This is a genomic window from Solwaraspora sp. WMMA2080 (assembly GCF_027497395.1).
Lineage (GTDB): Bacteria > Actinomycetota > Actinomycetes > Mycobacteriales > Micromonosporaceae > Micromonospora_E.
Window position 1 is genome coordinate 6057229 of the sequence record NZ_CP114910.1, and the last position, 21107, is coordinate 6078335.

20 protein-coding genes are annotated in these 21107 nt (G+C 72.2%); 15 read left to right on the forward strand and 5 right to left on the reverse strand.

The features are described from left to right. Positions 1-203 precede the first annotated feature (203 nt). The 3 genes from O7543_RS27760 (at position 204) to O7543_RS27770 (ending at position 874) form a co-directional block, all read left to right on the forward strand. Complete coding sequence (locus O7543_RS27760; RefSeq protein ID WP_281551162.1) at positions 204-344, forward strand: hypothetical protein; 141 nt, start codon at positions 204-206, stop codon at positions 342-344. Further along, entirely contained in the window at positions 329-622 is a 294-nt protein-coding gene (locus tag O7543_RS27765) for a hypothetical protein (RefSeq protein ID WP_281567292.1), read from the forward strand. Before O7543_RS27760 ends, O7543_RS27765 begins: the two co-directional genes overlap by 16 nt. Before the next feature lie 75 nt (positions 623-697). Beyond that, entirely contained in the window at positions 698-874 is a 177-nt protein-coding gene (locus O7543_RS27770) for a hypothetical protein (protein ID WP_281551160.1), read from the forward strand. 103 nt (positions 875-977) lie between these two features. On the opposite strand, the gene pepN is transcribed toward O7543_RS27770, so the two are convergent. Then, a complete protein-coding gene (gene pepN / locus O7543_RS27775; RefSeq protein WP_281551159.1) occupies positions 978-3530 on the reverse strand; it encodes an aminopeptidase N in 2553 nt (850 codons plus the stop codon). Between the two features lie 221 nt (positions 3531-3751). On the opposite strand from pepN, the gene O7543_RS27780 reads away from it, so the two are divergent. From O7543_RS27780 to O7543_RS27795, 4 genes are all read left to right on the forward strand, one after another. Beyond that, entirely contained in the window at positions 3752-4378 is a 627-nt protein-coding gene (locus O7543_RS27780; protein WP_281551158.1) for a DsbA family protein, read from the forward strand. 150 nt (positions 4379-4528) lie between these two features. Beyond that, positions 4529-4765 carry a hypothetical protein gene (locus O7543_RS27785; protein ID WP_281551157.1) on the forward strand — a complete coding sequence of 79 codons (237 nt, stop codon included), beginning with the start codon at positions 4529-4531 and terminating at the stop codon, positions 4763-4765. A gap of 159 nt (positions 4766-4924) precedes the next feature. Next, the gene (locus tag O7543_RS27790) at positions 4925-6124 is read left to right on the forward strand and encodes a DUF1015 family protein (RefSeq protein WP_281551156.1); all 1200 of its coding nucleotides are present in this window, start codon (positions 4925-4927) and stop codon (positions 6122-6124) included. An 84-nt stretch (positions 6125-6208) separates the two neighbouring features. Further along, the gene (locus tag O7543_RS27795) at positions 6209-6676 is read left to right on the forward strand and encodes a ribose-5-phosphate isomerase (RefSeq protein ID WP_281551155.1); all 468 of its coding nucleotides are present in this window, start codon (positions 6209-6211) and stop codon (positions 6674-6676) included. 60 nt (positions 6677-6736) lie between these two features. Here the strand turns inward: O7543_RS27795 and O7543_RS27800 are convergent, their stop codons facing one another. Beyond that, entirely contained in the window at positions 6737-7204 is a 468-nt protein-coding gene (locus O7543_RS27800) for a hypothetical protein (protein ID WP_281551154.1), read from the reverse strand. A gap of 23 nt (positions 7205-7227) precedes the next feature. Then, positions 7228-8469, reverse strand: coding sequence for a GNAT family N-acetyltransferase (locus tag O7543_RS27805; RefSeq protein ID WP_281551153.1), 1242 nt, complete (start codon positions 8467-8469; stop codon positions 7228-7230). Positions 8470-8583: 114 nt separating this feature from the next. On the opposite strand from O7543_RS27805, the gene O7543_RS27810 reads away from it, so the two are divergent. From O7543_RS27810 to O7543_RS27820, 3 genes are all read left to right on the forward strand, one after another. Continuing rightward, entirely contained in the window at positions 8584-9210 is a 627-nt protein-coding gene (locus tag O7543_RS27810) for a hypothetical protein (RefSeq protein WP_281551152.1), read from the forward strand. A gap of 90 nt (positions 9211-9300) precedes the next feature. Beyond that, positions 9301-10266: a phosphatase PAP2 family protein gene (locus tag O7543_RS27815; RefSeq protein WP_281551151.1), complete on the forward strand. Its 966-nt coding sequence runs from the start codon at positions 9301-9303 to the stop codon at positions 10264-10266. After that, positions 10263-11153, forward strand: coding sequence for a hypothetical protein (locus O7543_RS27820; RefSeq protein WP_281551150.1), 891 nt, complete (start codon positions 10263-10265; stop codon positions 11151-11153). Before O7543_RS27815 ends, O7543_RS27820 begins: the two co-directional genes overlap by 4 nt. Before the next feature lie 27 nt (positions 11154-11180). On the opposite strand, the gene metH is transcribed toward O7543_RS27820, so the two are convergent. After that, positions 11181-14879, reverse strand: a complete 3699-nt coding sequence (gene metH, locus O7543_RS27825; RefSeq protein ID WP_281551149.1) for a methionine synthase — start codon at positions 14877-14879, stop codon at positions 11181-11183. 295 nt (positions 14880-15174) lie between these two features. Between metH and O7543_RS27830 the strand changes: the two genes are divergently transcribed. From O7543_RS27830 to O7543_RS27850, 5 genes are all read left to right on the forward strand, one after another. Beyond that, positions 15175-15705: a hypothetical protein gene (locus tag O7543_RS27830; protein ID WP_281551148.1), complete on the forward strand. Its 531-nt coding sequence runs from the start codon at positions 15175-15177 to the stop codon at positions 15703-15705. A 116-nt stretch (positions 15706-15821) separates the two neighbouring features. Then, positions 15822-16922 (forward strand): sialidase family protein, encoded by a 1101-nt coding sequence (locus O7543_RS27835; RefSeq protein WP_281551147.1) that lies wholly within the window; start codon positions 15822-15824, stop codon positions 16920-16922. A 1-nt stretch (position 16923) separates the two neighbouring features. After that, entirely contained in the window at positions 16924-17199 is a 276-nt protein-coding gene (locus O7543_RS27840) for a ubiquitin-like small modifier protein 1 (RefSeq protein ID WP_281551146.1), read from the forward strand. 46 nt (positions 17200-17245) lie between these two features. After that, the gene (locus O7543_RS27845) at positions 17246-18520 is read left to right on the forward strand and encodes an MFS transporter (RefSeq protein WP_281551145.1); all 1275 of its coding nucleotides are present in this window, start codon (positions 17246-17248) and stop codon (positions 18518-18520) included. 100 nt (positions 18521-18620) lie between these two features. Continuing rightward, positions 18621-19379 carry a beta-ketoacyl-ACP reductase gene (locus O7543_RS27850; RefSeq protein ID WP_281551144.1) on the forward strand — a complete coding sequence of 253 codons (759 nt, stop codon included), beginning with the start codon at positions 18621-18623 and terminating at the stop codon, positions 19377-19379. 13 nt (positions 19380-19392) lie between these two features. Here O7543_RS27850 and O7543_RS27855 read toward each other — a convergent pair whose 3' ends face one another. Continuing rightward, positions 19393-21018 carry a glycoside hydrolase family 43 protein gene (locus O7543_RS27855; RefSeq protein WP_281551143.1) on the reverse strand — a complete coding sequence of 542 codons (1626 nt, stop codon included), beginning with the start codon at positions 21016-21018 and terminating at the stop codon, positions 19393-19395. Positions 21019-21107: the final 89 nt, after the last annotated feature.

Here is a 21107-nt window from a genome sequence, read left to right on the forward strand (position 1 = left end):
TTCTTCACGTTCCGGTTGAAGCAGCGGTGGTGTCCGAGGTGCGGGCAGATCTTGCGGTGTCCGGAGTGCGCACCTCGGCATTCGATGCGGTTCAGCCCGACCGGGCCGTCCAGTCTGACTGGTGCGGTCGGTGCCGGTTCGGCTGCCGCTGTGGGTCGGGCGGCGGTGGATGCTACCCGGGTCAACCGGGGCCGGTGGTCGCGGTGATGGAACAACTGCGGGAGCTGGGCGGGTGCGGTTGTCAAGTGGTCGAGCGGATGACCGGGGCGGCGTTCGACCTGCCCGACGTCACGGCGACGGAGTTGTTCGACCGGTTCCTGGTGTGGACGTGGCGGCCATGCTGACCGTACGGGCCGCCACGGCCGCCGACGTCGAACCCCTGGCCGAGTTGTTGGCGCAGTCGTGTGTGCTGGATCCGGTGGTGTCCTGGCTGATCAATGATCACGCGCTGCGGTATCTGACGATGCACCGGTTCTTCTCCGCCGAGGTGGAGTTCGGCGTCCGGCATGGCATCGTCGACGTCGTCGGCCACTGCGACGCCGGTGGCGATCTGGTATCCGCACCCGTTCGACCGGCTGCTCGGTGCGGAGCATCAGCGGCGCAGATTGCGGGCCTGCGGTGACCGGCACGGCCCGTACGCGCACTACACGCTCACCTCCGGCCGCCTGGAAGCGACTGGCCGGCACCACCATCTGGCATGCCGGCGGTGGTAGAGGCGAGCAGCCCACGCTCCCAGGCCTTCTACCTGCGCCACGGCTACCGGATCGTACGGGTCGCGCACCTGCCGGCCGGCGGCCCGCCGCTGTGGGCGATGCGCCGGGGCGGCGCACCACCAGACCAGCCACCCATGGCCGCCGCCCTGCGCGTCGGCTGAGCCGGGGGACCGGAGAGCCGCGTCGAGGTGAGGCTGAGACACCTTGAATCTGCGTCTTAGGGTGTCTCAGCCTCACCTCGATGGCGGCTGGCGCGGGAGTCACTCAGCGGGCGGCGGCCGTGTCGGTCGCCCGTGCGGTCAACGCCCGGACCACCCCGTCGCGGCCCTCAGCGACCAGCCGGCGCAGCGGAGCCGGGTGACCGTCGCCGGCCAGCCATTCGTCCGTTGCCGCGACGGTCTCCTCGGAGACCAGGTACGCCGGGTATGCGAGCGTGACGAACTCCTGCGCCGGCTCGCTGTCCCGGGTGGCCCAGATCCGGCCCACCACGTCGAAGTACGCCGTCCGGTACGGCTCGGTCAGCTCCACCTGCGTCGAGTGCTGGAAGCCTTGCAGCAACGCCCGGTGCTGCCAGTTCGGCAGGCTGTCCGGCCCGGTCAGCTTGGCCCAGACGGCGGCCTTGTTGGCCGGGTCCGGCAGCAGGGCGCGGGCCAGCGCCGCCTCCCGCTCACCGCTGGCGGTCCGGTCCCGGGCCAGCTCCGCGTCGATCTGCTCGCCGGTGGCGGCACCGTTGGCGGCCAGCGACTGCAGCACCGTCCAGCGCAGCTCGGTGTCGATGGTCAGCCCCGGCACCACGTCTGCCCCGTCGAGCCAGCCACGCAGCACCGCCAGGTCGCCGTCGGAGCGGGCCGCCGTGGCGTAGCTGCGCGCCCAGGCCAGCTGGAAGCCGCTGCCGGGCTCCGCCGCCTGCAGCGCGGTCCGGGCGGTACGGGCCAGGTCGGCCCAGCCCTGCGCCGCCCAGCCCGGCTCGGCGTAGAACGTCAGGGTGTTGGTGGCCTGCCGCAGGGTCGCGGTCACCAGGTTGATGTCGGTCTCGTTGGGCAGCCCGGTGAGCACCAGGGCGACGTAGTCGCGTGCGGCGAGCTCCCCGTCCCGGACCATGTCCCAGGCCGCCGCCCAGCACAGCGCCCGCGCCAGCGACGACTCGAACGCGCTGATGTGCTGCACCACGTTGGCCATCGACGCCGGGTCGAGCCGTAGCTTGGTGTAGCTCAGGTCGTCGTCGTTGAGCAGCAGCACGTCGGCGGCGGGCAGCCCGGTCAGCCCGGTCAGCTCGGTGCGCTCACCGCTGATGTCGACCTCGACCCGGTGCCGGCGGACCAGCCGGCCGGCGGTCAGGTCGTAGAGGCCGACCCCGATCCGGTGGGTACGCAGCGTCGGGTGCCCGGCCGGTGCCTCCTGAAGCACCGTGACCTGCTGGTAGGTGCCGTCCGGGCCGACCGACAGCTCCGGCCGCAGCGTGTTGACCTGGGCGGTCTCCAACCACTGGGCGGCGAATTTGCGCAGCTCCCGGCCGGAGGCGGCCTCCAGCTCGGAGAGCAGGTCGTCGAAGGTGGCGTTGCCCCAGGCGTGCCGCTGGAAATAGGTGCGCAGACCGGCGAGGAAGGGCTCCAGACCGACGTACGCGACGAGCTGCTTGAGCACGCTGGCGCCCTTGGCGTACGTGATGCCGTCGAAGTTGACCTCGACCGCCTCCAGGTCCGGCATCTCGCAGTAGACCGGATGGGTGGAGGAGAGCTGGTCCTGCCGGTAGCCCCAGTTCTTGCGGACCGACAGGAAGGTGGTCCAGGCGTCGGTGAACCGGGTCGCCTCCGAGTTGCACCAGTGGCTGGCCCATTCGGCGAACGACTCGTTCAACCACAGGTCGTTCCACCAGCGCATGGTCACCAGGTTGCCGAACCACATGTGGGCAAGCTCGTGCAGCACGGTGTTGGCCCGCTGCTCGTACTCGAAATCGGTCACCTGGGAACGGAAGATGTAGTGCGCCTCGGCGTGGGTGACCGCGCCGAAGTTCTCCATCGCACCGGCGTTGAAGTCCGGCACCCAGATCTGGTCGTACTTGGGCAGCGGGTAGCGGACCCCGAACTGGGCCTGGAAGAAGTCGAAACCCTGCGCGGTGATCAGGTGCAGGTCGTCGACGTCGAGGTGCTCGGCCATGCTGGCCCGGCAGAAGTAGCCCAGGTCGACGCCGTCGTGGCTGCGTCGCACCTCGTGGTACGGGCCGGCGCACAGCGCGGTGATGTAGGTGCTCATCCGCGCCGACTCGGCGAAGTGGACGGTCTTGGTGTCCGGCCCGGCCGGCTCCTCGGTGGCCACCGGCATGTTCGAGATGACCCGCCAGTGGGCCGGCACGACAGCGTGCCAGGTGTAGACGCTCTTCAGGTCGGGCTGGTCGAAGCAGGCGAACACCCGCTGCGCGTCCGCGGTCTCGAACTGGCTGTACAGGTACGTCTCGCCATCGACCGGGTCGACGCTGCGGTGCAGCCCCTGCCCGCTGGCCGAGTAGATGAACTCGGCCTCGACGACCAGCGTGTTCTCCGCGGCCAGGCCCGGCAGGGCCAGCCCGGACTCGGCGGACCAGCCGGACGGGTCGAGCCGCTGGCCGTTCAGCGTCGCCGAGTGCAGTTGGTCCGCCGCGACCTCGATGAACGTGCCTGCTCCAGGCTCGGTGCAGCGGAAGGTGACCGTTGTTGTCGAACGGAACACCCGGCTGTCCGCGGCGCTGCCGGCGCCGGACAGGTCGAGGTGGATGTCATACCCGGTCACGTCGAGCAGGCGGGCGCGTTCGGCCGCCTCGACCTGGGTCAGATTGCGCACTCCAGCCACCGTGTGCCTCCGTCCAATCGTTCAACCGCCGACGTCGACGTCGGCGGCGTCGGGGACAGCTGGGAATGACCCCGTTCGGCCAAGTCTTTCACGTCGTGGGGGCCTGGCGAGGCCGGCCCAGATCCTGGACTTGCTGGGTTGGGGCGCCGTCTGGCGAGGTGACCCGGACAATGGCGGCGGACAGCCGCCGGACAAAGAAGAAGGGGAGTCTGATGTCCGACCGTCAGACCGTGGACATGTACTTCGATCCGATGTGCCCGTGGGCCTGGATCACCTCGCGTTGGTTGTTGGAGGTCGAACAGGTCAGGCCGGTCGACGTCCGGTTCCGGGTGATGAGCCTGGCCGTCCTCAACGAGGGCCGTGACCTGCCGGAGAACTACCGCGACTTCCTCGACCGCGCCTGGGGGGCGGTCCGGGTCGCCGTCGCGGTCCAGCAGGACCTCGACGACGCTGCGGTACGGGCCCTCTACACCGCGCTGGGCAACCGGATCCACCTGGAGAAGCAGCCGACCGGACCCGAGCTCTACACCGCCGCGTTGACCGAGGCCGGGCTGGACCCGGCGCTGGCCGCCGCCGCCGACGATCCGGCCTGGGACGGCCCGCTGCGGGCCAGCCACGCCGCCGGGATGGCCCCGGTCGGGATGGACGTCGGTACGCCGGTGATCCACGCCCCGGGCCCGGAGGGTGCCGGCCCGGTCGCGTTCTTCGGCCCGGTGATCACCCCGGTACCGCGCGGGGATGCCGCCGGCCGGCTCTGGGACGGTGTGCTGCTGGTCGCCGGGACGCCGGGATTCTACGAGCTGAAGCGGTCCCGCGAGGTGGATCCCACGTTCGACTGACCAGTTCGTCGGTGTCGGTGACGAGTTCCATGTCGCCCGGCGTGTCGCTGCGCGGCGCACGTGACGCGTCCCAGGCCACGTCGTTGCCCAGGATGTTCACCCCGCCGGCCCGGCAGGAAACCGGGTCACACCGACGCATCGGAGGTCAACATGCTGGTCGACATCGACTCCGACTACTGGGATCTGCCCGTGCTGCGCGAGGCGATCGCGGCCCGGGTCTGGGGCGTGGCGAGTGACGGCAGCCGGCACCGGCGGGAACCGTCGGTCCACGACACGGAGCGGGTGCCGGTCGCCGTACCGTCGGGGCTGCCGGCGTCGACGGTCGGCGCGGTCCCGGCGGCCCGGACCGGCGGCGGCCGGCACCGGCGCCCGACTCCGGTCGGATGATCCGGTCCGGCCGGTCACTGCGGCCACCGCCGTCGACAGCGGCCCGGGCAACCGGGCCGCTGTCCGTCACGCTGGTCCGGCGACCGGGCTGTTGTCCATCCGGTGGAAACGGCCGATGTATCGGTCGTCACAGCGGACCCCGCCGGTAGCGTCCGCGCCATGACGGTCGTTCACCCGATTTCCCGCGCCTGGATCACCACCGGCGAGACCGGCGCGCAGAACTACGACGAGTTCGCCGACGACGCCGAGATCACCGCGATCATCGAGGCGAATCCCCGTAGCGCGCTGGCGGTGGAGATGCCGCACCGGGCGCCGGACAGCCTCGGCCGGTCGTTCCTCGACTGCCTGCCGGCGGCCGCCGGGCGGCTCGGTGAGGCCCGGGCCGACGGCAGCTACACGCCGGCCGAGCAGGTCGCCGTGCTCTACCGGATCACCGAGCCGGCCAGCGACGCGGCGGCGTACGGCCTGTTCGTGATGGTCGACACCGATCAGATCTCCACCAGCGCCGACGAACCGGGTCTGGTGATCCGCAACGAGGACGTGTTCATCGCCAAGGTCCGGGAGCGGGTCGCGCTCGCCGAAGCGGTCGGACATCTGCTGTCGCCGGTGCTGCTGCTGCAGACCGGGCGCGGCGACGAACTGCACGCCGCGCTCGCCGCAGCGACCGAGGCCGCCGGCGCGCCGGCCGCGACCGATCTGGACCAGGCCGGCCGAACCCACGCGATCTGGCCGGTCGGTCCGGGAGAGCTGCAGCAGCGGCTCTGCGCGCTGGCCGGCGGCGGTGAGCTGGTCGTCGCGGACGGCAACCATCGCAGTCTGGCCGCGCAGACCGGCGGCCTGTCCCGCTTCCTGGCCGTGGTCACCACCCCCGCGTCGGTGGCCATCCAGCCGTACAACCGGCTGGTCAGCGAGCTGACCCTGAGCCCGGACGAGACGCTGGCCGGGCTGACTGACGCCGGTGCGACGGTGACCGCGCTCGACGGTGCGCCGACGGTGCCGGCTTCCGGCGGCGCGGTGCGGCTCTACCTGGCCGGACGCGGCTACCAGGTCACCCTGCCGACCACCGACGGTGACCGGGTGGACAACCTCGACCACGCCCTGGTGGAGCGGGTGCTGCTGCGCGGTGTGCTCGGCCTCGACCCGGGCGACAAGCGGATCACGTACGTCGGCGGCGACTATCCGGCCAGTTGGCTGACCGGCGAGGTCGACGCCGGCCGGGCCGAGCTGGCTGTGCTGATCGCCCCGGTCACCGTCGACGACTTCGTCGCGGTGAACCTGGCCCGGCAGAAGCTGCCCCGCAAGAGCACCTGGTTCACCCCGAAGGCGCGCGGCGGTCTGGTGCTGGCCGAGATCAGCTGAGCCGTCGAGGGCCGGCAGATCCGGCCGGTGAGATCGGCTGACCCGGCTGTGCGGCCGACCGACCGGCGCTGAGAGACTGCCGGTATGCGCGTCTACCTGGCAGCCGACCACGCCGGCTACGAGCTCAAGGTGCATCTGGTCAACCACCTCGCCAAGCAGGGGTACGAGGTGACCGACGTCGGGCCGCACGAGTTCGACCCGGACGACGACTACCCGGCGTTCTGCCTGCACGCGGGAACCCGGGTGGTCGCCGACCCGGGCAGCCTCGGGGTGGTGATCGGCGGCTCCGGCAACGGCGAGCAGATCGCCGCCAACAAGGTTCCCGGGGTGCGGGCTGCGCTGGCCTGGAACCTGGAGACCGCGCAGCTGGCCCGCACCCACAACGACGCCAACGTCGTCGCGATCGGCGCCCGCCAGCACACCCTCGACGAGGCGACCACGCTGGTGGAGGCGTTCCTGGCCACCGGGTTCTCCGGCAACGACCGGCACGCCCGCCGCATCGCCCAGGTCGGCGCGTACGAGATCGACCGCAAGCTGCCAACGCTGCCCTGACCCCGTTGGTCCGCAGCGGCACCTCTCGGTGCCCGGTGGGTCACGTCGGGACCGGCCGGTTCACCGCTCCCGGCGGGGCAGTTCCTCCCGGGGCACCCAGTGCCGGCGGACGATGGTCAGCGTCTCGTCGGCCCTGGTGAGGTCGTCCTCGCTGGGGCGGGACGCGTCCCGCGCCCGCAGCGCCGCCGAGATGCTGACCTGTGAGGTGCCGGAACCGACCAGTCCACGCAGGCCACGGTCGGCGTCCCGGTCGTCGCCGCCGGACCCGCCACCGGCTGAACGGCCCGACGTCTGCCGGCGTTGACGGTGCGTCGGCGGTGGCTCCGGGACGCGCTGCGACGGCTCCGGAGTACGTGGCCCCGGTGACTGCGGGCGCGGCCCCGGTACGGGCCTGCCGTCCGGCTCCGGCGTACCGTCCTGCTCCGGGTCGTGTACCTCGGCGGTGCTGGCGTTGGCTGGTCCGCTGTCGGGACGTTCCGTGGGGGCGCCGTGCCGGTGCCGTCGCCTGCGCCGTTCGAAGTCCGCCATCCGCCGACCGTACCGCGACCGGCTCAGAAGATCTCGATGCCGGCGGGGGCACGGTCCCAGCCGAACGCGGTGTTGGCCTCGGCCACCGCACCGTGGCGCAGCTCGCGTACCCGACCGGCGTCGGCCAGCGACCGCAGCGACGGTCCGCCCAGGTACACCGCCGCCAGGTCGGCCACCCCGCAGGCGAGGTCCGCCGGCTCGTCGGTGGGTACGCAGCGGGCCTGTTCCCGGTCGCCGGTCAGCCGCCAGCGGCCGGAGTTCTCCGGCAGCAGCGGATCGGTGACGTCGACGACCACGTCGACCCCGGTGGCGTACCGGCGGGCGGACAGCGCCGCCGCGACGTCGACCAGCCGCACCCAGAGGCTGTCGGCGAGCGCGGCACCGAGTTGCCGGGGCTCGTCGACCAGCTGGAACAGCGGCTCGTCCAGCGCCGCGAACCGGAAGGAGAGCGCCCGGCTGAGGTCGATGCCGGTGAGGAACCGCCACAGGGCCCGGTATCCGTCGACGCTGCCGGCCACCGCCTCGATCACCCGTACCCGGCCCTTCGGCCCATGGGCGTCCCAGTCGCTCACCGTACGCCACAGGGCGTAGCCGTCCGGGCCGGTCGGACCGTCGTGCAGCACGACCCGCAGCGCGGTCTGCCCGGACTGGCGGGCCGGGCTGTCGGCCAGCACGTACCGCCACCACCGGCCGTCCCGGCCGGACCAGCCGGGACGGCCGGGACGCAGCCGCTCGTACACCGCTGCCAGGTCGGGCCGTAGCTGCCCAGGGTCGCCGACGCGCAGCGACCCGACGCCAGGGCCAGCGGACGGGTCAGCCGGATCGAGCACCCGGGTCTCCCGCAGGTCGACATCCAGTTCCAGCCGCTGCGCGGCCATTCCGTAGCCGTACCGTGGGTAGATGCGGCCCTCGCTGGCCCACAGCACCGCGACCGGTTCACCGCCGTCGCGTAGTTCGCGCAGCTGGCGGTGCATCAGCCGGGTCAGCAGCCCACGCCGCCGGTGGGTCGGGGCGACCGCGACCATGGTGACGTGGGCGGCGGCCAGCACCGCGCCGGGCACGGTCAGATCCCTGGTGTACGCCCCGGCGTGCCCGACCACCCGGTCACCGTCGGTGACCACCAGTGACCGGTCCGGCTCAAAGACGCCCTGCTCGACGTCGTGCAGCTCCGGGTCCGGGTTCTGGTGGAAGGCCGCCAGCAGCAGCTCCATCACGGGGTTGAAATCCTGCGGCACGCCGGCCCGGATCGGAAGCGGTGCATCCATCTGCTCTGTCTAGCCGATCGGTGGCGGGGTCGGCGACCCATTTGCCGGCTCGCTACTCTCGGATGTGCGCGTCTAGATGGTACGGGGGTCCGCCCGCACCCGTGGGGAGGAAACATGGCAGATCGGCATACACCCTGGGCCGAGCGGACCGTGGAGGTGCCGCCGCAGCGTACGGCTGCCGGTGCAGCGGGCGCGGACCAGCCGACGGCACCCGACGCGGACCAGCCGACGGCACCGGGTGTCGCCGGCCTTTTCCGGCGCGGGGTGGCGCAGGTCGGCCGGGGCGGGCCGCCGCCGACCGCCGAGTTCACCGCGCCGCACGAGCCGACCGGCACGGGCTGGCCGTCGGAGGTCGGGCCGGGCTGGTCGGACGGCCGGATCCGGCCGCCCCGGCCACCGCTGAGTCAGCAGCTCGCCCAGCTGCGTCGCGGTGGCGAGTGGAGCGTGCTGGGTGGCCTGTTCGCCTTCGTCTGTTGGGGGGTCTGGGCCATCTCCGCCCGGGGGAACCTGACCAGCCCGGTGCTGACCTTCGTGCTGACGATGCTGGTCGGGGCGGGTCTGTTCGCGCTGTGCCGGGTGATCGGCCGGGTGGTGCTGGAACGCCAGCTGGGTCGGGTCCGGCACGGTGCCCGTGCCTCGCACATGGTGACCGGGGCGTACCTGATCGCCGTCGGGTTCGCCTATCTGCGGCAGACCGAATGGGTGGTCAGCGTCTGGAACTGGTTCGCTGGCTGGTTCTGACGTCCTGAGATCCTGGATTCCTACGTTGTGACCGGGCGCGGGACGTTCTGACCGAGCGCGGGAGCCGGGCCGGGCGGCTACCGTGACGGCATGCGCAGTCGCGGCGCGGTTCTCCTGGGCGTCTGGTGCCTTCTGCTGGCCGCCGGCCAGACTGCGGCCTTCGGCGTGGTCTGGTGGGTCTTCGTGCGGACCTGGCGCGGCCAGTGGCTGGACACCATCGCGCTGACCGGCAACTCGATCGGCCAGGACGAGGCGTACGGGCCGGCGAGCACGGTGCTCGGTGTGGTCTCGGTGGCCTCGCTCGCCCTGGCCACCGGAGTGATCGGGTTCATCGCGCTGATCCGGGGCCGGGTCCTGCTGGCGGTGGTCGCCACCGGGGTGATCGCCGGCTCCAACCTGACCACCCAGTGGGTGAAGTACGCCGTCGCCCGGCCGTCGTTCGGGGTCGACCCGGTCGACGCGAACTCGGCCAACAGCCTGCCCAGCGGGCACACCACGGTTGCCGCCTCGGTCGCGGTGGCGCTGGTCCTGGTGCTGCCGGCGGCACTGCGCGGCATCGGCGCCCTCGCCGGTGCCGGCTACGCGGCGGCCGCCGGGGTCGCCACCCTGTCCGCCGGCTGGCACCGGCCCAGCGACGCGGTGGCGGCGCTGCTGGTCGTCGGGGGGTGGGCGGCGGCCGGGATGCTCGCGCTCACGCTGGCCCGGTCGCCGGACGACGGGCTGCGCCCGAGCGAACACCACCCGATGTCGCTGGCGCTGCTGCTGCTCGCCGGGGTCGGACTGCTGGCGGCGGCCGGGGCCGCGATGGCGGTGACCGACCAGGTGGCCGGGCTGCCGCTGGAGGCGCTGAGCCGTCGGCGGCTGTTCGTGGCGTACGCGGGCAGCGCGGCGGGGATCGCCGGAACGGCAGCGGTCACCATGGCCCTGATGCTGGGGACGGCCGGCTACGCCGTACCGGCCCCGGCCCCGGCGTCCGCCGGCCCGGATCCGGCGGGTGGGAACAAAACCGGTTGGGGTGGAACCGATCGGGATCGAGCGACGTCTCAGCAGACATGACGATTCTTCGAGGCGTACGGGCGGCGGCCACCGCTGCCTCCCTGTTGCTGCTCACCGCCGCGTGCGGACAGAACCCGGGCACCGACTCGTCCACCGACGGCACTGCCGGCGGGTCGTCGTTGCCGGCCGACACGCTGGTCCTACGGGTGGACCACACCGGCGGTTTCACCATGCCGGCGGCGTTGCTGACCCGGCTGCCGGTAGTCAGTGTGTACGCCGACGGCCGAGTGATCACCCAGGGCCCCACCATCCTGGTCTACCCCGGTCCGGCCATGCCGAACCTGCAGGTCCAGACGATCAGCGCGGAGCAGGTCGACGAGCTGGTCAAGCAGGCGCTGGCCGCCGGGGTCGGCACCGAGCAGGACCTGGGCCGGCCGCCGGTGGCCGACGCGACATCGACCCGGTTCACCGTGCTGACCGAGGACGGCGTCGAACAACTCGAGGTGTACGCGTTGTCCGACGACACCTCCGGCGACGCCGGGCTGACCGACGAGCAGGTCGCCGCCCGGGACAAGCTGCGGGACTTCGCCGACTCGCTCACCGAGCTGTCCGGCGGTGTCGGCGCGGCACCGGAGGACTCCGAGCCGTACGTCGCGCACGCGATCGCCGCGGTCGCCGAGCCGTGGGTGGCGGTCGACGAGCCGGTCGACGCCAGCCAGCCCGAGGTGGCCTGGCCCGGCCCGGAACTGCCCGGCGAATCGCTGTCCGAGACGCTCGACCTCGGCTGCGTGACGGTCACCGGGGAGGCGCTGGAAGAGCTGCGGTCCGCAGCGGCGGACGCGACCACCGCCACCCCGTGGACGTCGGCGGGTAAGCGGTGGACGGTGACCCTGCGCCCGCTGCTGCCGGACGAGACCGACTGTTCGGACCTCACCGCCGCGGGCTGATTCCTCCCCAGCCCGCGCGGCGCGGTTTCAGTCGGTCTCGTAGCCGAGGTTGGGGCGCAGCCAGCGCTCCACCTCGGCGAGCGGCATCCCACGCCGGGCCGCGTAGTCCTCGGCCTGGTCCCGGCCGATCCGTCCGACGGTGAAGTACCGCGACGCCGGGTGGGCGAAGAGCAGGCCGCTGACGCTGGCCGCCGGGGTCATCGCCCCGGACTCGGTCAGCTCGATCCCGGCCCGCCCGGCGCCCAGCAGGTCGAACAGCTGCCACTTTTCGCTGTGGTCCGGGCTGGCCGGGTAGCCCAGCGCCGGCCGGATGCCGCGGAACCGCTCGGCGTGCAGGTCGGCCACATCCGGGTCGGCGTCCGGTTCGTACCAGTCCCGTCGGGCCCGCAGATGCAGGTGTTCGGCGAACGCCTCGGCCAGCCGGTCCGCCAGCGCCTTCACCATGATCGCCCGATAGTCGTCCTGGGCAGCCTCGTATCCGGCGGCCAGCTCCTCCGCGCCGTGCACGGCCACCGCGAAGCCACCGAGATGGTCCCCGGCCGGTGCCACGTAGTCGGCGAGGCAGCGGTTCGGCCGCCCGGCGGGTTTGGTGGTCTGCTGGCGCAGCATCGGGATCCGTACCGGCCGGTCGTTGTCGGTGCCGCCGCCCGGCGGGTCGGCCTGTCCGGCGGCGACAACCAGGTCGTCGCCCTCGGAATGGGCCGGCCAGAAGCCGTACACGCCGTGGGCCCGCAGCGAACCGTCGGCGATGATCTGGTCGAGCATCGTGTTGGCGTCGTCGAACAGTTCGCGGGCGACCGGCTGGTCCAGGATCGCCGGGTACTTGCCCTTGAGCTCCCAGGCGAGGAAGAGGAACTGCCAGTCGATCATCGGCCGCAGCTCGTCGAGGCGGGGCTCGACGTACCGTACGCCGGTGAACGCCGGCACCGGCAGATCGTCGAAGGACACCGGCTCCGCGTTGGCCCGGGCCTGGGCCAGGGTGAGCAGCGGCTGCCGCCGGTTGGTGTGCTGCTCGCGCAGCCGGTCCTGCTCGGCCCGGTTGTCGCTGTCGAACCGCTCCACCCGGTCGGCGCTGAGCAGGTCGGAGACCACCCCGACCACCCGGGACGCGTCGAGCACGTGCACGGTGCTGCCGTCGTACGCCGGTGCGATCCGTACTGCGGTGTGCTGCCGGGAGGTGGTGGCCCCGCCGATCAGCAGCGGCAGTTTCAGCCCGCGCCGCTGCATCTCCCCGGCGACCGTGACCATCTCGTCCAGCGACGGGGTGATCAGGCCGGACAGCCCGACCGCGTCGGCGTTCTCGGCGACCGCGGTGTCCAGGATCTTCGCGGCCGGCACCATCACTCCGAGGTCGATCACCCGGTAGTTGTTGCAGCCCAGCACCACCCCGACGATGTTCTTGCCGATGTCGTGCACGTCGCCTTTGACCGTGGCCAGCACCACGGTGCCCGGCCCGCCCTCGCCGGCGGTCGCCGCGGCCTCCTGCTGCCCGTCCGGTGCGTTCGCGGCGTCCTGCCGGGCCTGTTCCTTCTCCGCCTCCAGGAACGGCTCCAGGTAGGCCACCGACCGTTTCATCACCCGGGCGCTCTTGACCACCTGAGGCAGGAACATCTTGCCCGATCCGAACAGGTCACCGACGACCTTCATGCCGTCCATCAACGGCCCCTCGATCACCTCGAGCGGCCGGGCCGCCAGTTGGCGGGCCTCCTCGGTGTCGGCCTCGATGAAATCGACGATGCCGTGCACCAGCGCGTGCGACAGCCGGTCGGCGACCGGGGCGTCCCGCCAGGACAGGTCGACGGCGCGCTTCGTGCCGGAGCCGGAGACGGTGCCGGCGAACGTCACCAGCCGGTCGGTGGCGTCCGGACGGCGGTCGAACAGTACGTCCTCGACCAGCTCCAGCAGGTCGGCCGGGATGTCCTGGTAGACGGCGAGCTGCCCGGCGTTGACGATGCCCATGTCCAGCCCGGCCCGTACGGCGTGCAGTAGGAACGCCGAGTGCATCGCCTCGCGGACCACGTCGTTGCCGCGGAACGAGAACGACAGGTTGGAGATGCCACCGCTGGTGCGGGCACCCGGGCAGCGCTGCTTGATCAGCGGCAGCGCGTCGATGAACGCCTTGGCGTACCCGTTGTGTTCGCTGATGCCGGTGGCGACGGCCAGCACGTTCGGGTCGAAGATGATGTCGGTCGGGTCGAAGCCGGCCTTCCCGGTGAGCAGGTCGTACGCGCGGGCGCAGATGTCGACCTTGCGTTCGGTGGTGTCGGCCTGGCCCTGCTCGTCGAAGGCCATCACCACCACGCCGGCCCCGTACGCCCGGATCTTGCGGGCCTGGTCGAGGAAGACCTCCTCGCCCTCCTTGAGGCTGATCGAGTTGACCACGGCCTTGCCCTGTACGCACTTGAGGCCGGCCTCCAGCACGCTCCACCGCGAGCTGTCGATCATGATCGGAATCCGGGCCACCTCGGGCTCGGTGGCGATCAGGTTGAGGAAGGTCACCATCGCCTGCTCGCTGTCGAGCAGGTCGGCGTCCATGTTGACGTCGAGCAGGTTCGCCCCGCCTCGGACCTGGTCCAGCGCCACGTCGACGGCGGCCTGGAAGTCGCCTGCCTCGATCAGCCGCCGGAACTTCGCCGAACCGGTCACGTTGGTCCGCTCACCGATCATCACGAACCCGGTGTCCGGGCCGATCTCGAACGGCTCCAGGCCGCTGAACCGGCTGGTCCGCACCGGCTGCGGCAGCTGCCGCGGTGCCTTCCCGGCGACCGCCTCGGCGATCCGGGTGATATGCGCCGGTGTGGTGCCGCAGCACCCGCCGACCAGGTTGACCATCGCACTGTCGACAAACTCGCCGACCAGCGCGCCCGTCTCGTCGGGGGTCTGGTCGTAGCCGCCGAACGCGTTCGGCAGGCCGGCGTTCGGGTGGGAGGCGACATAGCTGTCCGAGATGCGGGCCAACTCGGCCACGTGCGGGCGCATCTCGGTCGCGCCGAGCGAGCAGTTCACTCCGACGACCAGCGGCCGGGCGTGCTCGACGGAGCGCCAGAACGCCTCGACGGTCTGCCCGGACAGGGTTCGTCCGGACAGGTCGACGATGGTCACCGAGATCCACAGCGGCAGCTGCGGCACGACTTCGCGGGCCGCCGCGATTGCCGCCTTCGCGTTCAACGTGTCGAAGATCGTCTCGATGAGCAGCAGGTCGACGCCGCCCTCGGCGAGCGCCGTCAGCTGTTCGGCGTACGTCGCCTTGACCCGGTCGAAGGTGACCGCGCGGTAGGCCGGATCCTCCACCCGGGGCGACAGCGACAGCGTGACGTTGAGCGGGCCGACCGAGCCGGCCACGAACCGGCCGCCGAACTCGTCGGCCGCCTGCCGGGCCAGCTGCGCGCCGCGCAGGTTCATTTCCGGCACGTACGCCTCCAGCCCGTAGTCGGCCTGGGCGATGCTGGTCGCGGTGAACGTGTTGGTGGTGGTGATGTCCGCGCCAGCGGCGAGATACTGCCGATGTACGTCGAGGATGACGTCCGGGCGGGTCAGGTTGAGCAGGTCCGGGTCGCCGGTGACGTCCCGGGGGTGGTCGACGAACCGGTCGCCGCGATAGTCGGCCGGGGTGAGACCGGCGCCCTGCAGCATGGTGCCCCAGGCGCCGTCGAGCACCGCGATCCGCTGACTCAGCAGCTCCCGCAGCGCCCGCTCGCTGTCGCCGGCACGTGACACATGACTCATCTGACACCTCCGCTGGTAGCTCGGAGGCGCCCTTGTCTGGTGATCACGCCCGATCAGGGGCCGTGATCGTGGCCGAGCGTGGCGGGCTTCTCGCGGCCCGTCGCAGCGCCTCTCGACCTCGTGGTGATCCTACCCGTGGCCCGGTCCGGGCACCCGGCTGATTCTAGCCGGCCCGGTCGGACACACCAGTGACCCGGCTGTTGCGGTCTTCGCACACCTGTCGGGTAGCTTCGGTGACCGGCTCCGCCGCCAGCGGACGCCGGCAGCGATCCGGACCGACGGGAGATGTTTCGACATGGGCAGGAAGACGGTGTACGTCTCCGATTTCAGTGGTGCCGTGCTGGACTCGGCGGACGAGCTGGTGCGGATCGTCGTCCTCGAACACCCCGACCTGGTCGCCGGTCCGGTGCGGCTGGAGGCCCGGCCGGACGAGGTGGAGAGCATCGACGACGCGGCGCTCGACGTCGCCGTCGTGGAGATCCACGACGGACAGGGCGACGGCGAGCCGCGTCGGGTGGTACTGACCGCCAGCGAGTTCGACTCGCTCGCCACCGACGTGCCGATGGCCCAGCTGCTGCGTACCGCCGAGCGGGTCAAACCGGCCAAGGCCAGCCGCAAGGCCGCCGAGCGGGTTGACTACGCGACCCTGGAGCACGCCGGCAAACCGCACCGCGGCAAGACCACCGACGACGAGGCCCGGCTGGTCCGCGACCACCTTGACGAGATCAACAAGCGGTTGGCCGACGAAGGGCTGCGCCAGATCGACCCGGCCGACCCCGACCACGCCGAGCGGTACGGCTTCGCCCGCACGGCCGATCCCGACTGACGCCCAGCTCGCCACCCCCGCTGACCTGACCTGAACTGTCGGTCCGTCTCGGCATACTCCGGTTCGGGCCGGCGACGTCGCCGGCCGGTGACCAGAGGTGACCAGGAGGGGAATCGATGGGGACACCGAATGCCGGGGCGCTGCTCGCGATCGGCACGGAGAAAGGTCTGTTCCTCGCGACCAGCACCGACGACCGGCGCGGCTGGCAGGTCAGCGGCCCGCACTTTGCGATGACCGCGGTGTACGCGGTGGCGATCGACAAACGCCGGGCGGTGCCCCGGCTGCTCGCCTCGGTGGCCAGTTCGCACTACGGGCCAAGCGTCGCGACCAGCGACGACCTCGGGCGCACCTGGTCCGAGCCGGAGCAGCCGCCGGTCGCCTTCCCGGGCGACACCGGGGCCGCCCTGGAGCGGGTCTGGCAGCTCACGCCGGCGTCGGCCGCCGAGCCCGACGTGGTGTACGCCGGCAGCCAACCCTCGGCGTTGTTCCGGTCGACCGACGGCGGGGCCAGCTTCGAGCTGGTCCGGCCGTTGTGGGAGCACCCGCACCGGCCGCAGTGGGAGGCCGGCTTCGGCGGCCAGGCGATCCACACCGTCCTGCCCGACCCGCGCGACCCGGCCGCGCTGCTGGTCGCCATGTCCACCGGCGGCGTCTACCGGTCCGCCGACGCCGGGGCGAGCTGGGCACCCGGCAACACCGGCATCCGCGCGTACTTCCTGCCCGACGAGTGGCCCGAGTTCGGCCAGTGTGTGCACAAGGTGGCCCGGGACGCCGTCGACCCGGACCGGCTGTACGCGCAGAACCACCACGGCGTCTACCGCTCCGACGACGCCGGCGCCACCTGGTCGTCGATCGCCGACGGCCTGCCCAGCGACTTCGGCTTCCCGATCGCCACCCACCCGCACCGGTCCGGGGTGATCTACACGTTCCCGCTGGTCGCCGACTCGCGGCGGTTCCCGGTCGACGACCGGTGCCGGGTGTTCCGGTCCGCCGACGCCGGTGCCACCTGGCAGCCGCTGACCGCCGGGCTGCCGCAGCACCCGTACTATCCGGCGGTGCTGCGTGACGCGCTGACCACCGACGACGCGTCGACCGCCGGGGTCTACTTCGGCACCCGCAGCGGGGACGTGTTCGCCAGCCGTGACGAGGGCGATTCCTGGCAACCGGTCGCCACCGGCCTGCCGGACGTGCTCTGTGTCCGGGCCGCGGTGGTGTGAGGTGGTGACGCTGCTGGTGCCGGGCGCGCTGCGGGCGGACAGCGGTGGGCAGGCCCGGCTCACCGTCGACGCCGACGGCACGCTGCGGGCGGTCCTCGACGAGGTGACCCGCCGCTGGCCGCGACTCGCCCGCCGGATCCGCGACGAGCAGGGCCAGATCCGGCGGTACGTGAACGTCTACGTCGACGGTGCCGACCACCGGCACAGCGGCGGTCTGGACACCCCGGTCCCGGCCGGTGCCCAGGTGCAGGTGGTCCCGTCGGTCGCTGGCGGGTGACTCGGCACACGTCATTGCGGGCGGCGGCGCGAGGCATGATCCACTGGTGCCCAGTCTCCTGATCGACCTCGGCCCGTTGCGGGCCAGCGCGCCGTACCGCCGGATGTGGCTCGGCGCCTCGCTGTCCGGCATCGGCACCAGCCTGACCACGGTGGCGGTTGGTCTGCAGGTCTACGACCTCACCGGTTCCACATTCAACGTCGGCCTGGTCGGGTTCTTCGCGCTGGTGCCGCTGGTGGCGCTGGGCCTGTACGGCGGTGCGTTGGTCGACGCGTACGACCGGCGGCGGGTGGTGGTTGCCACCTCCACCGGCCTGTTGCTGGTCGGGATGGGTTTCACCGGGCAGGCGCTGTTCGACGTCGGCAGCGTCGGGCTGCTGTACGGCCTGGTCGCGGCGCAGAACGGGCTGTTCGCGATCAACAATCCGGCCCGTACCGCGATCGTGCCGAGGCTGCTGCCGATCGGCCTGCTGCCGGCGGCGAACGCCCTGTCCAACCTGTCCATGGGTGTGGCCTACACGGCCGGGTCGTTGCTGGCCGGGGTGCTGGTCGGCTGGTGGGGCTACCCCGGGACCTACCTGATCGAGGTGGCGTTGGTGGCGGTGGCCCTGGCCACCCTGGTGGCGTTGCCGTCGATCCCACCGGAAGGCGAGGTCCGCCGGGCCGGGCTCGCCTCGGTCTGGGAAGGCCTGCGGTTCCTCGGCACCCGGCCGAACGTGCGGATGACGTTCCTGGTCGACCTGGCGGCGATGGTGCTGGCCATGCCCCGGGTGCTGTTCCCGGCGATCGGCGCGACCGCGCTCGGCGGCGGGGCCACCACGGTGGGGCTGCTCACTGCCGGCATCGCCGGCGGCACCCTGGCGGCGAGCCTGCTCTCCGGGCCGCTGGGTGCGGTGCGCCGGCAGGGCCTGGCGGTGCTGGTGTCGGTGGCCGGCTGGGCGGTGGCGATCACCGTGTTCGGGCTGATCGTCGTGGCGGCGCCGGGGCCGGCACCGGGCGGTGGTGCGCATCCGCTGCTGTGGGCGGCGGTGGCGGTGCTGCTGCTGGCCGGCGCGGCAGACGCGGTCAGCTCGGTGTTCCGGATGACGATCCTGCAGGCGGCGACGCCGGACGCGCTGCGCGGTCGGCTGCAGGGGGTGTTCATCGTGGTGGTCGCCGGTGGCCCGCAGCTGGGCCAGTTGGTGCTCGGCGTCACCGCGCAGCTGACCGGTGAGGCGGTCGCGGCGGTCGCCGGTGGCCTGGCCTGCCTGGTGGTGCTGGCGGCGCTGGCCCGCCACCAGCCGACGTTCGCCCACTACGACGCCCGCGATCCCACTCCGTGAACGACCGTCCGGCACCGGGCACAATGGTCTGCGCCGACCCGAGGGTCCGCACCGGCGAACACCCCCGCCGGTTCACCCCAGCGCCGAAGGAGCCGCTTCGATGGACAGATTCGCCGACCGGGTCGCCCTGGTCACCGGAGCCGCGCAGGGTATCGGGGCAGCCACCGCCCGGCGGTTGGCCGCCGAGGGCGCCACGGTGGCGGTGGTCGACCTGACCGCCGAGCGGGCCGGTCCGGTGGTCGACGAGATCGTCGCGGCCGGCGGCAGCGCGGTCGCGGTCGGCTGTGACGTGACCGACCCGGTCGCCGTCGACGCGATGGTCGACCAGACGGTCGCCGCGCACGGGCGGCTCGACATCCTGGTCAACAACGCCGGGATCACCCGGGACAACCTGCTGTTCCGAATGCCGGCCGACGACTGGGACGCGGTGCTGCGCACCAACCTGTCCAGCATGTTCCACTGCTGCCGGGCGGCGCAGCGGCACATGGTGCCGGCCCGCTACGGCAGGATCGTCAACCTGAGCAGCCGGTCGGCGCTGGGCAACCGTGGCCAGGTCAACTACGCCGCAGCCAAAGCCGGCGTGCAGGGGCTCACCGCCACCCTGGCGATCGAGCTGGGGCCGTACGGCATCAACGTGAACGCGGTCGCACCCGGCTATGTGGCGACGTCGATGACCGCGGCGGTGGCCGCCCGGATCGGGGTCGACCCGGACGAGCACCGCCGGCAGGTCGCGGAGCAGACGCCGCTGCGCCGGGTCGGCCAGCCGGCTGAGATCGCCTCGGTGATCGCCTTCCTGGCCAGCGAGGACGCGTCCTACGTCAGCGGGCAGACGCTGTACGTCAACGGTGGTGCCCGGTAACCCGGCCCGTCGCTCACAGCTCCCGGTAGGTGGCGTGGTCGAAGTCGGCGTACCCGCCGTCGTTGCCGATGTCCTGCACCCAGAGCCCGACGAACGCGCCGGTGAAGCCCCAGGCCTCCGGCTCGCCGTCGGTCATCCGGGCGGCGTACTCGTCGGACAGGATGGTGGCGTCCAGCTCGACCGGCAGCTCGCGCCAGTGGTCGCCCCGGTGGTAGCCGAACCTCAGCACCGGGCCGTCGAACACCACCTGCAGCCCGAGCCGTGCGACGTCGGTGACGTCGACGCTGGCCTGCGGGTGGGACTGTCGGCGGCCGCTGTCGCAGCTGAGCAGCTGCAGCTCCTGGCGACCGTCGTCGGTGCGGGTCAGATAGGCGTAGTGCCAGTTCTCGGTGTTGTAGTAGCCGGTCACCCCGGCAAGCTGGCGGGGGGTGGCCGCGCGGAACTCGACGAGCGTCTCGAAGACGCAGTTCGGTGCGGTCACCCGGCGGGCGACCAGGCTGGGGCGTTGCCGTCCGACCGGGGACTGGCCGCCGACGATCCGCAGGTGTGACGGGCGGCTGGTCAGGTCGGTCCAGTCCGGCCCGGCCGGTCGGCGCAGGGTCGACCAGCGCGGGCCGAGGGTCGCGGCGTCGAAGTGGTCGGTGGACGGCTCGGCGGGCCAGGGGTGCGCCGGCAGGTCGGGGGCGGGCACCTGTTCGGCCGGGACCTGACCGGCGACCCGCGGCCAGCCGTCGGCGGACCAGTCGACCCGCTGGATCGCGGTTTCCCGGCCGAGGACGCACCGCCCCAGCGGGGTGTAGGGGCGACCGACCAGGTGGGCGAGGTACCACTCGCCGCGCTGGGTCCGCACCAGGCTGCCGTGCCCGGCCTTCTGCAGGGTCAGTTCGGGGCGGCCGGCGGAGGTGAGCATCGGCCCGGCCGGGTCGGCCTCGTACGGCCCGAGCAGGGCGCGGGACCGGGCGACGGTCACCTGGTGCTCCCAGCTGGTGCCGCCCTCGGCGGTGACCAGGTAGTACCACCCGTCGTGCCGGTAGATGTGCGGTCCTTCGGTGAGCCCGGTCGGCGTGCCGGTGAAAATGGTGACCGGGTCGCCGACCAGGCGCCGGGCGTCGCGGTCGTAGCGCTGGATCTCGATGCCACCGAACCGGTCGTGGCCCGGCCGCCAGTCGGCCGTCATCGCCAGCAGCCAGGTGCTGCCGTCGTCGTCGTGGAACAGCGACGCGTCGAAGCCGTGGGCGTGCAGCGGCACCGGGTCGGACCACGGTCCGTCGATCGACGGGGCGGTGATGAGGTAGTTCTGCGGATCCCAGTAGCCGCTGGCGAAGCTGGCGACGTCGCTGTAGACCAGGTGGAACAAGCCGTGGGCGTACGTCAGATCGGGTGCCCACACCCCGCACGAGTCCCCGGCACCGGTCAGGTCCAGCAGTCGTCGTTCGGTGAGTATCCCGTCGAGCGGGCGCCAGTGCACCAGGTCGCGTGAGTGGTGCAGGGTCACGCCCGGGTACCACTCGAAGGTCGACGTGGCCAGGTAGTAGTCGTCGCCGACGCGCAGCACCGACGGGTCGGGGTAGAACCCGCGCAGCACGGGGTTGGTGATGACCCGGGCCGAGGTGGCCACGTCGGTCGTGTCGGTCGGCATCGGTGGTCCTCCGGGCTCGGCTGGCGAGATCTTCGGCAGTTTTCCGGAAAGTATGCCACTCGAGGAGGCTTCTGCGGCCCGTTGACGAC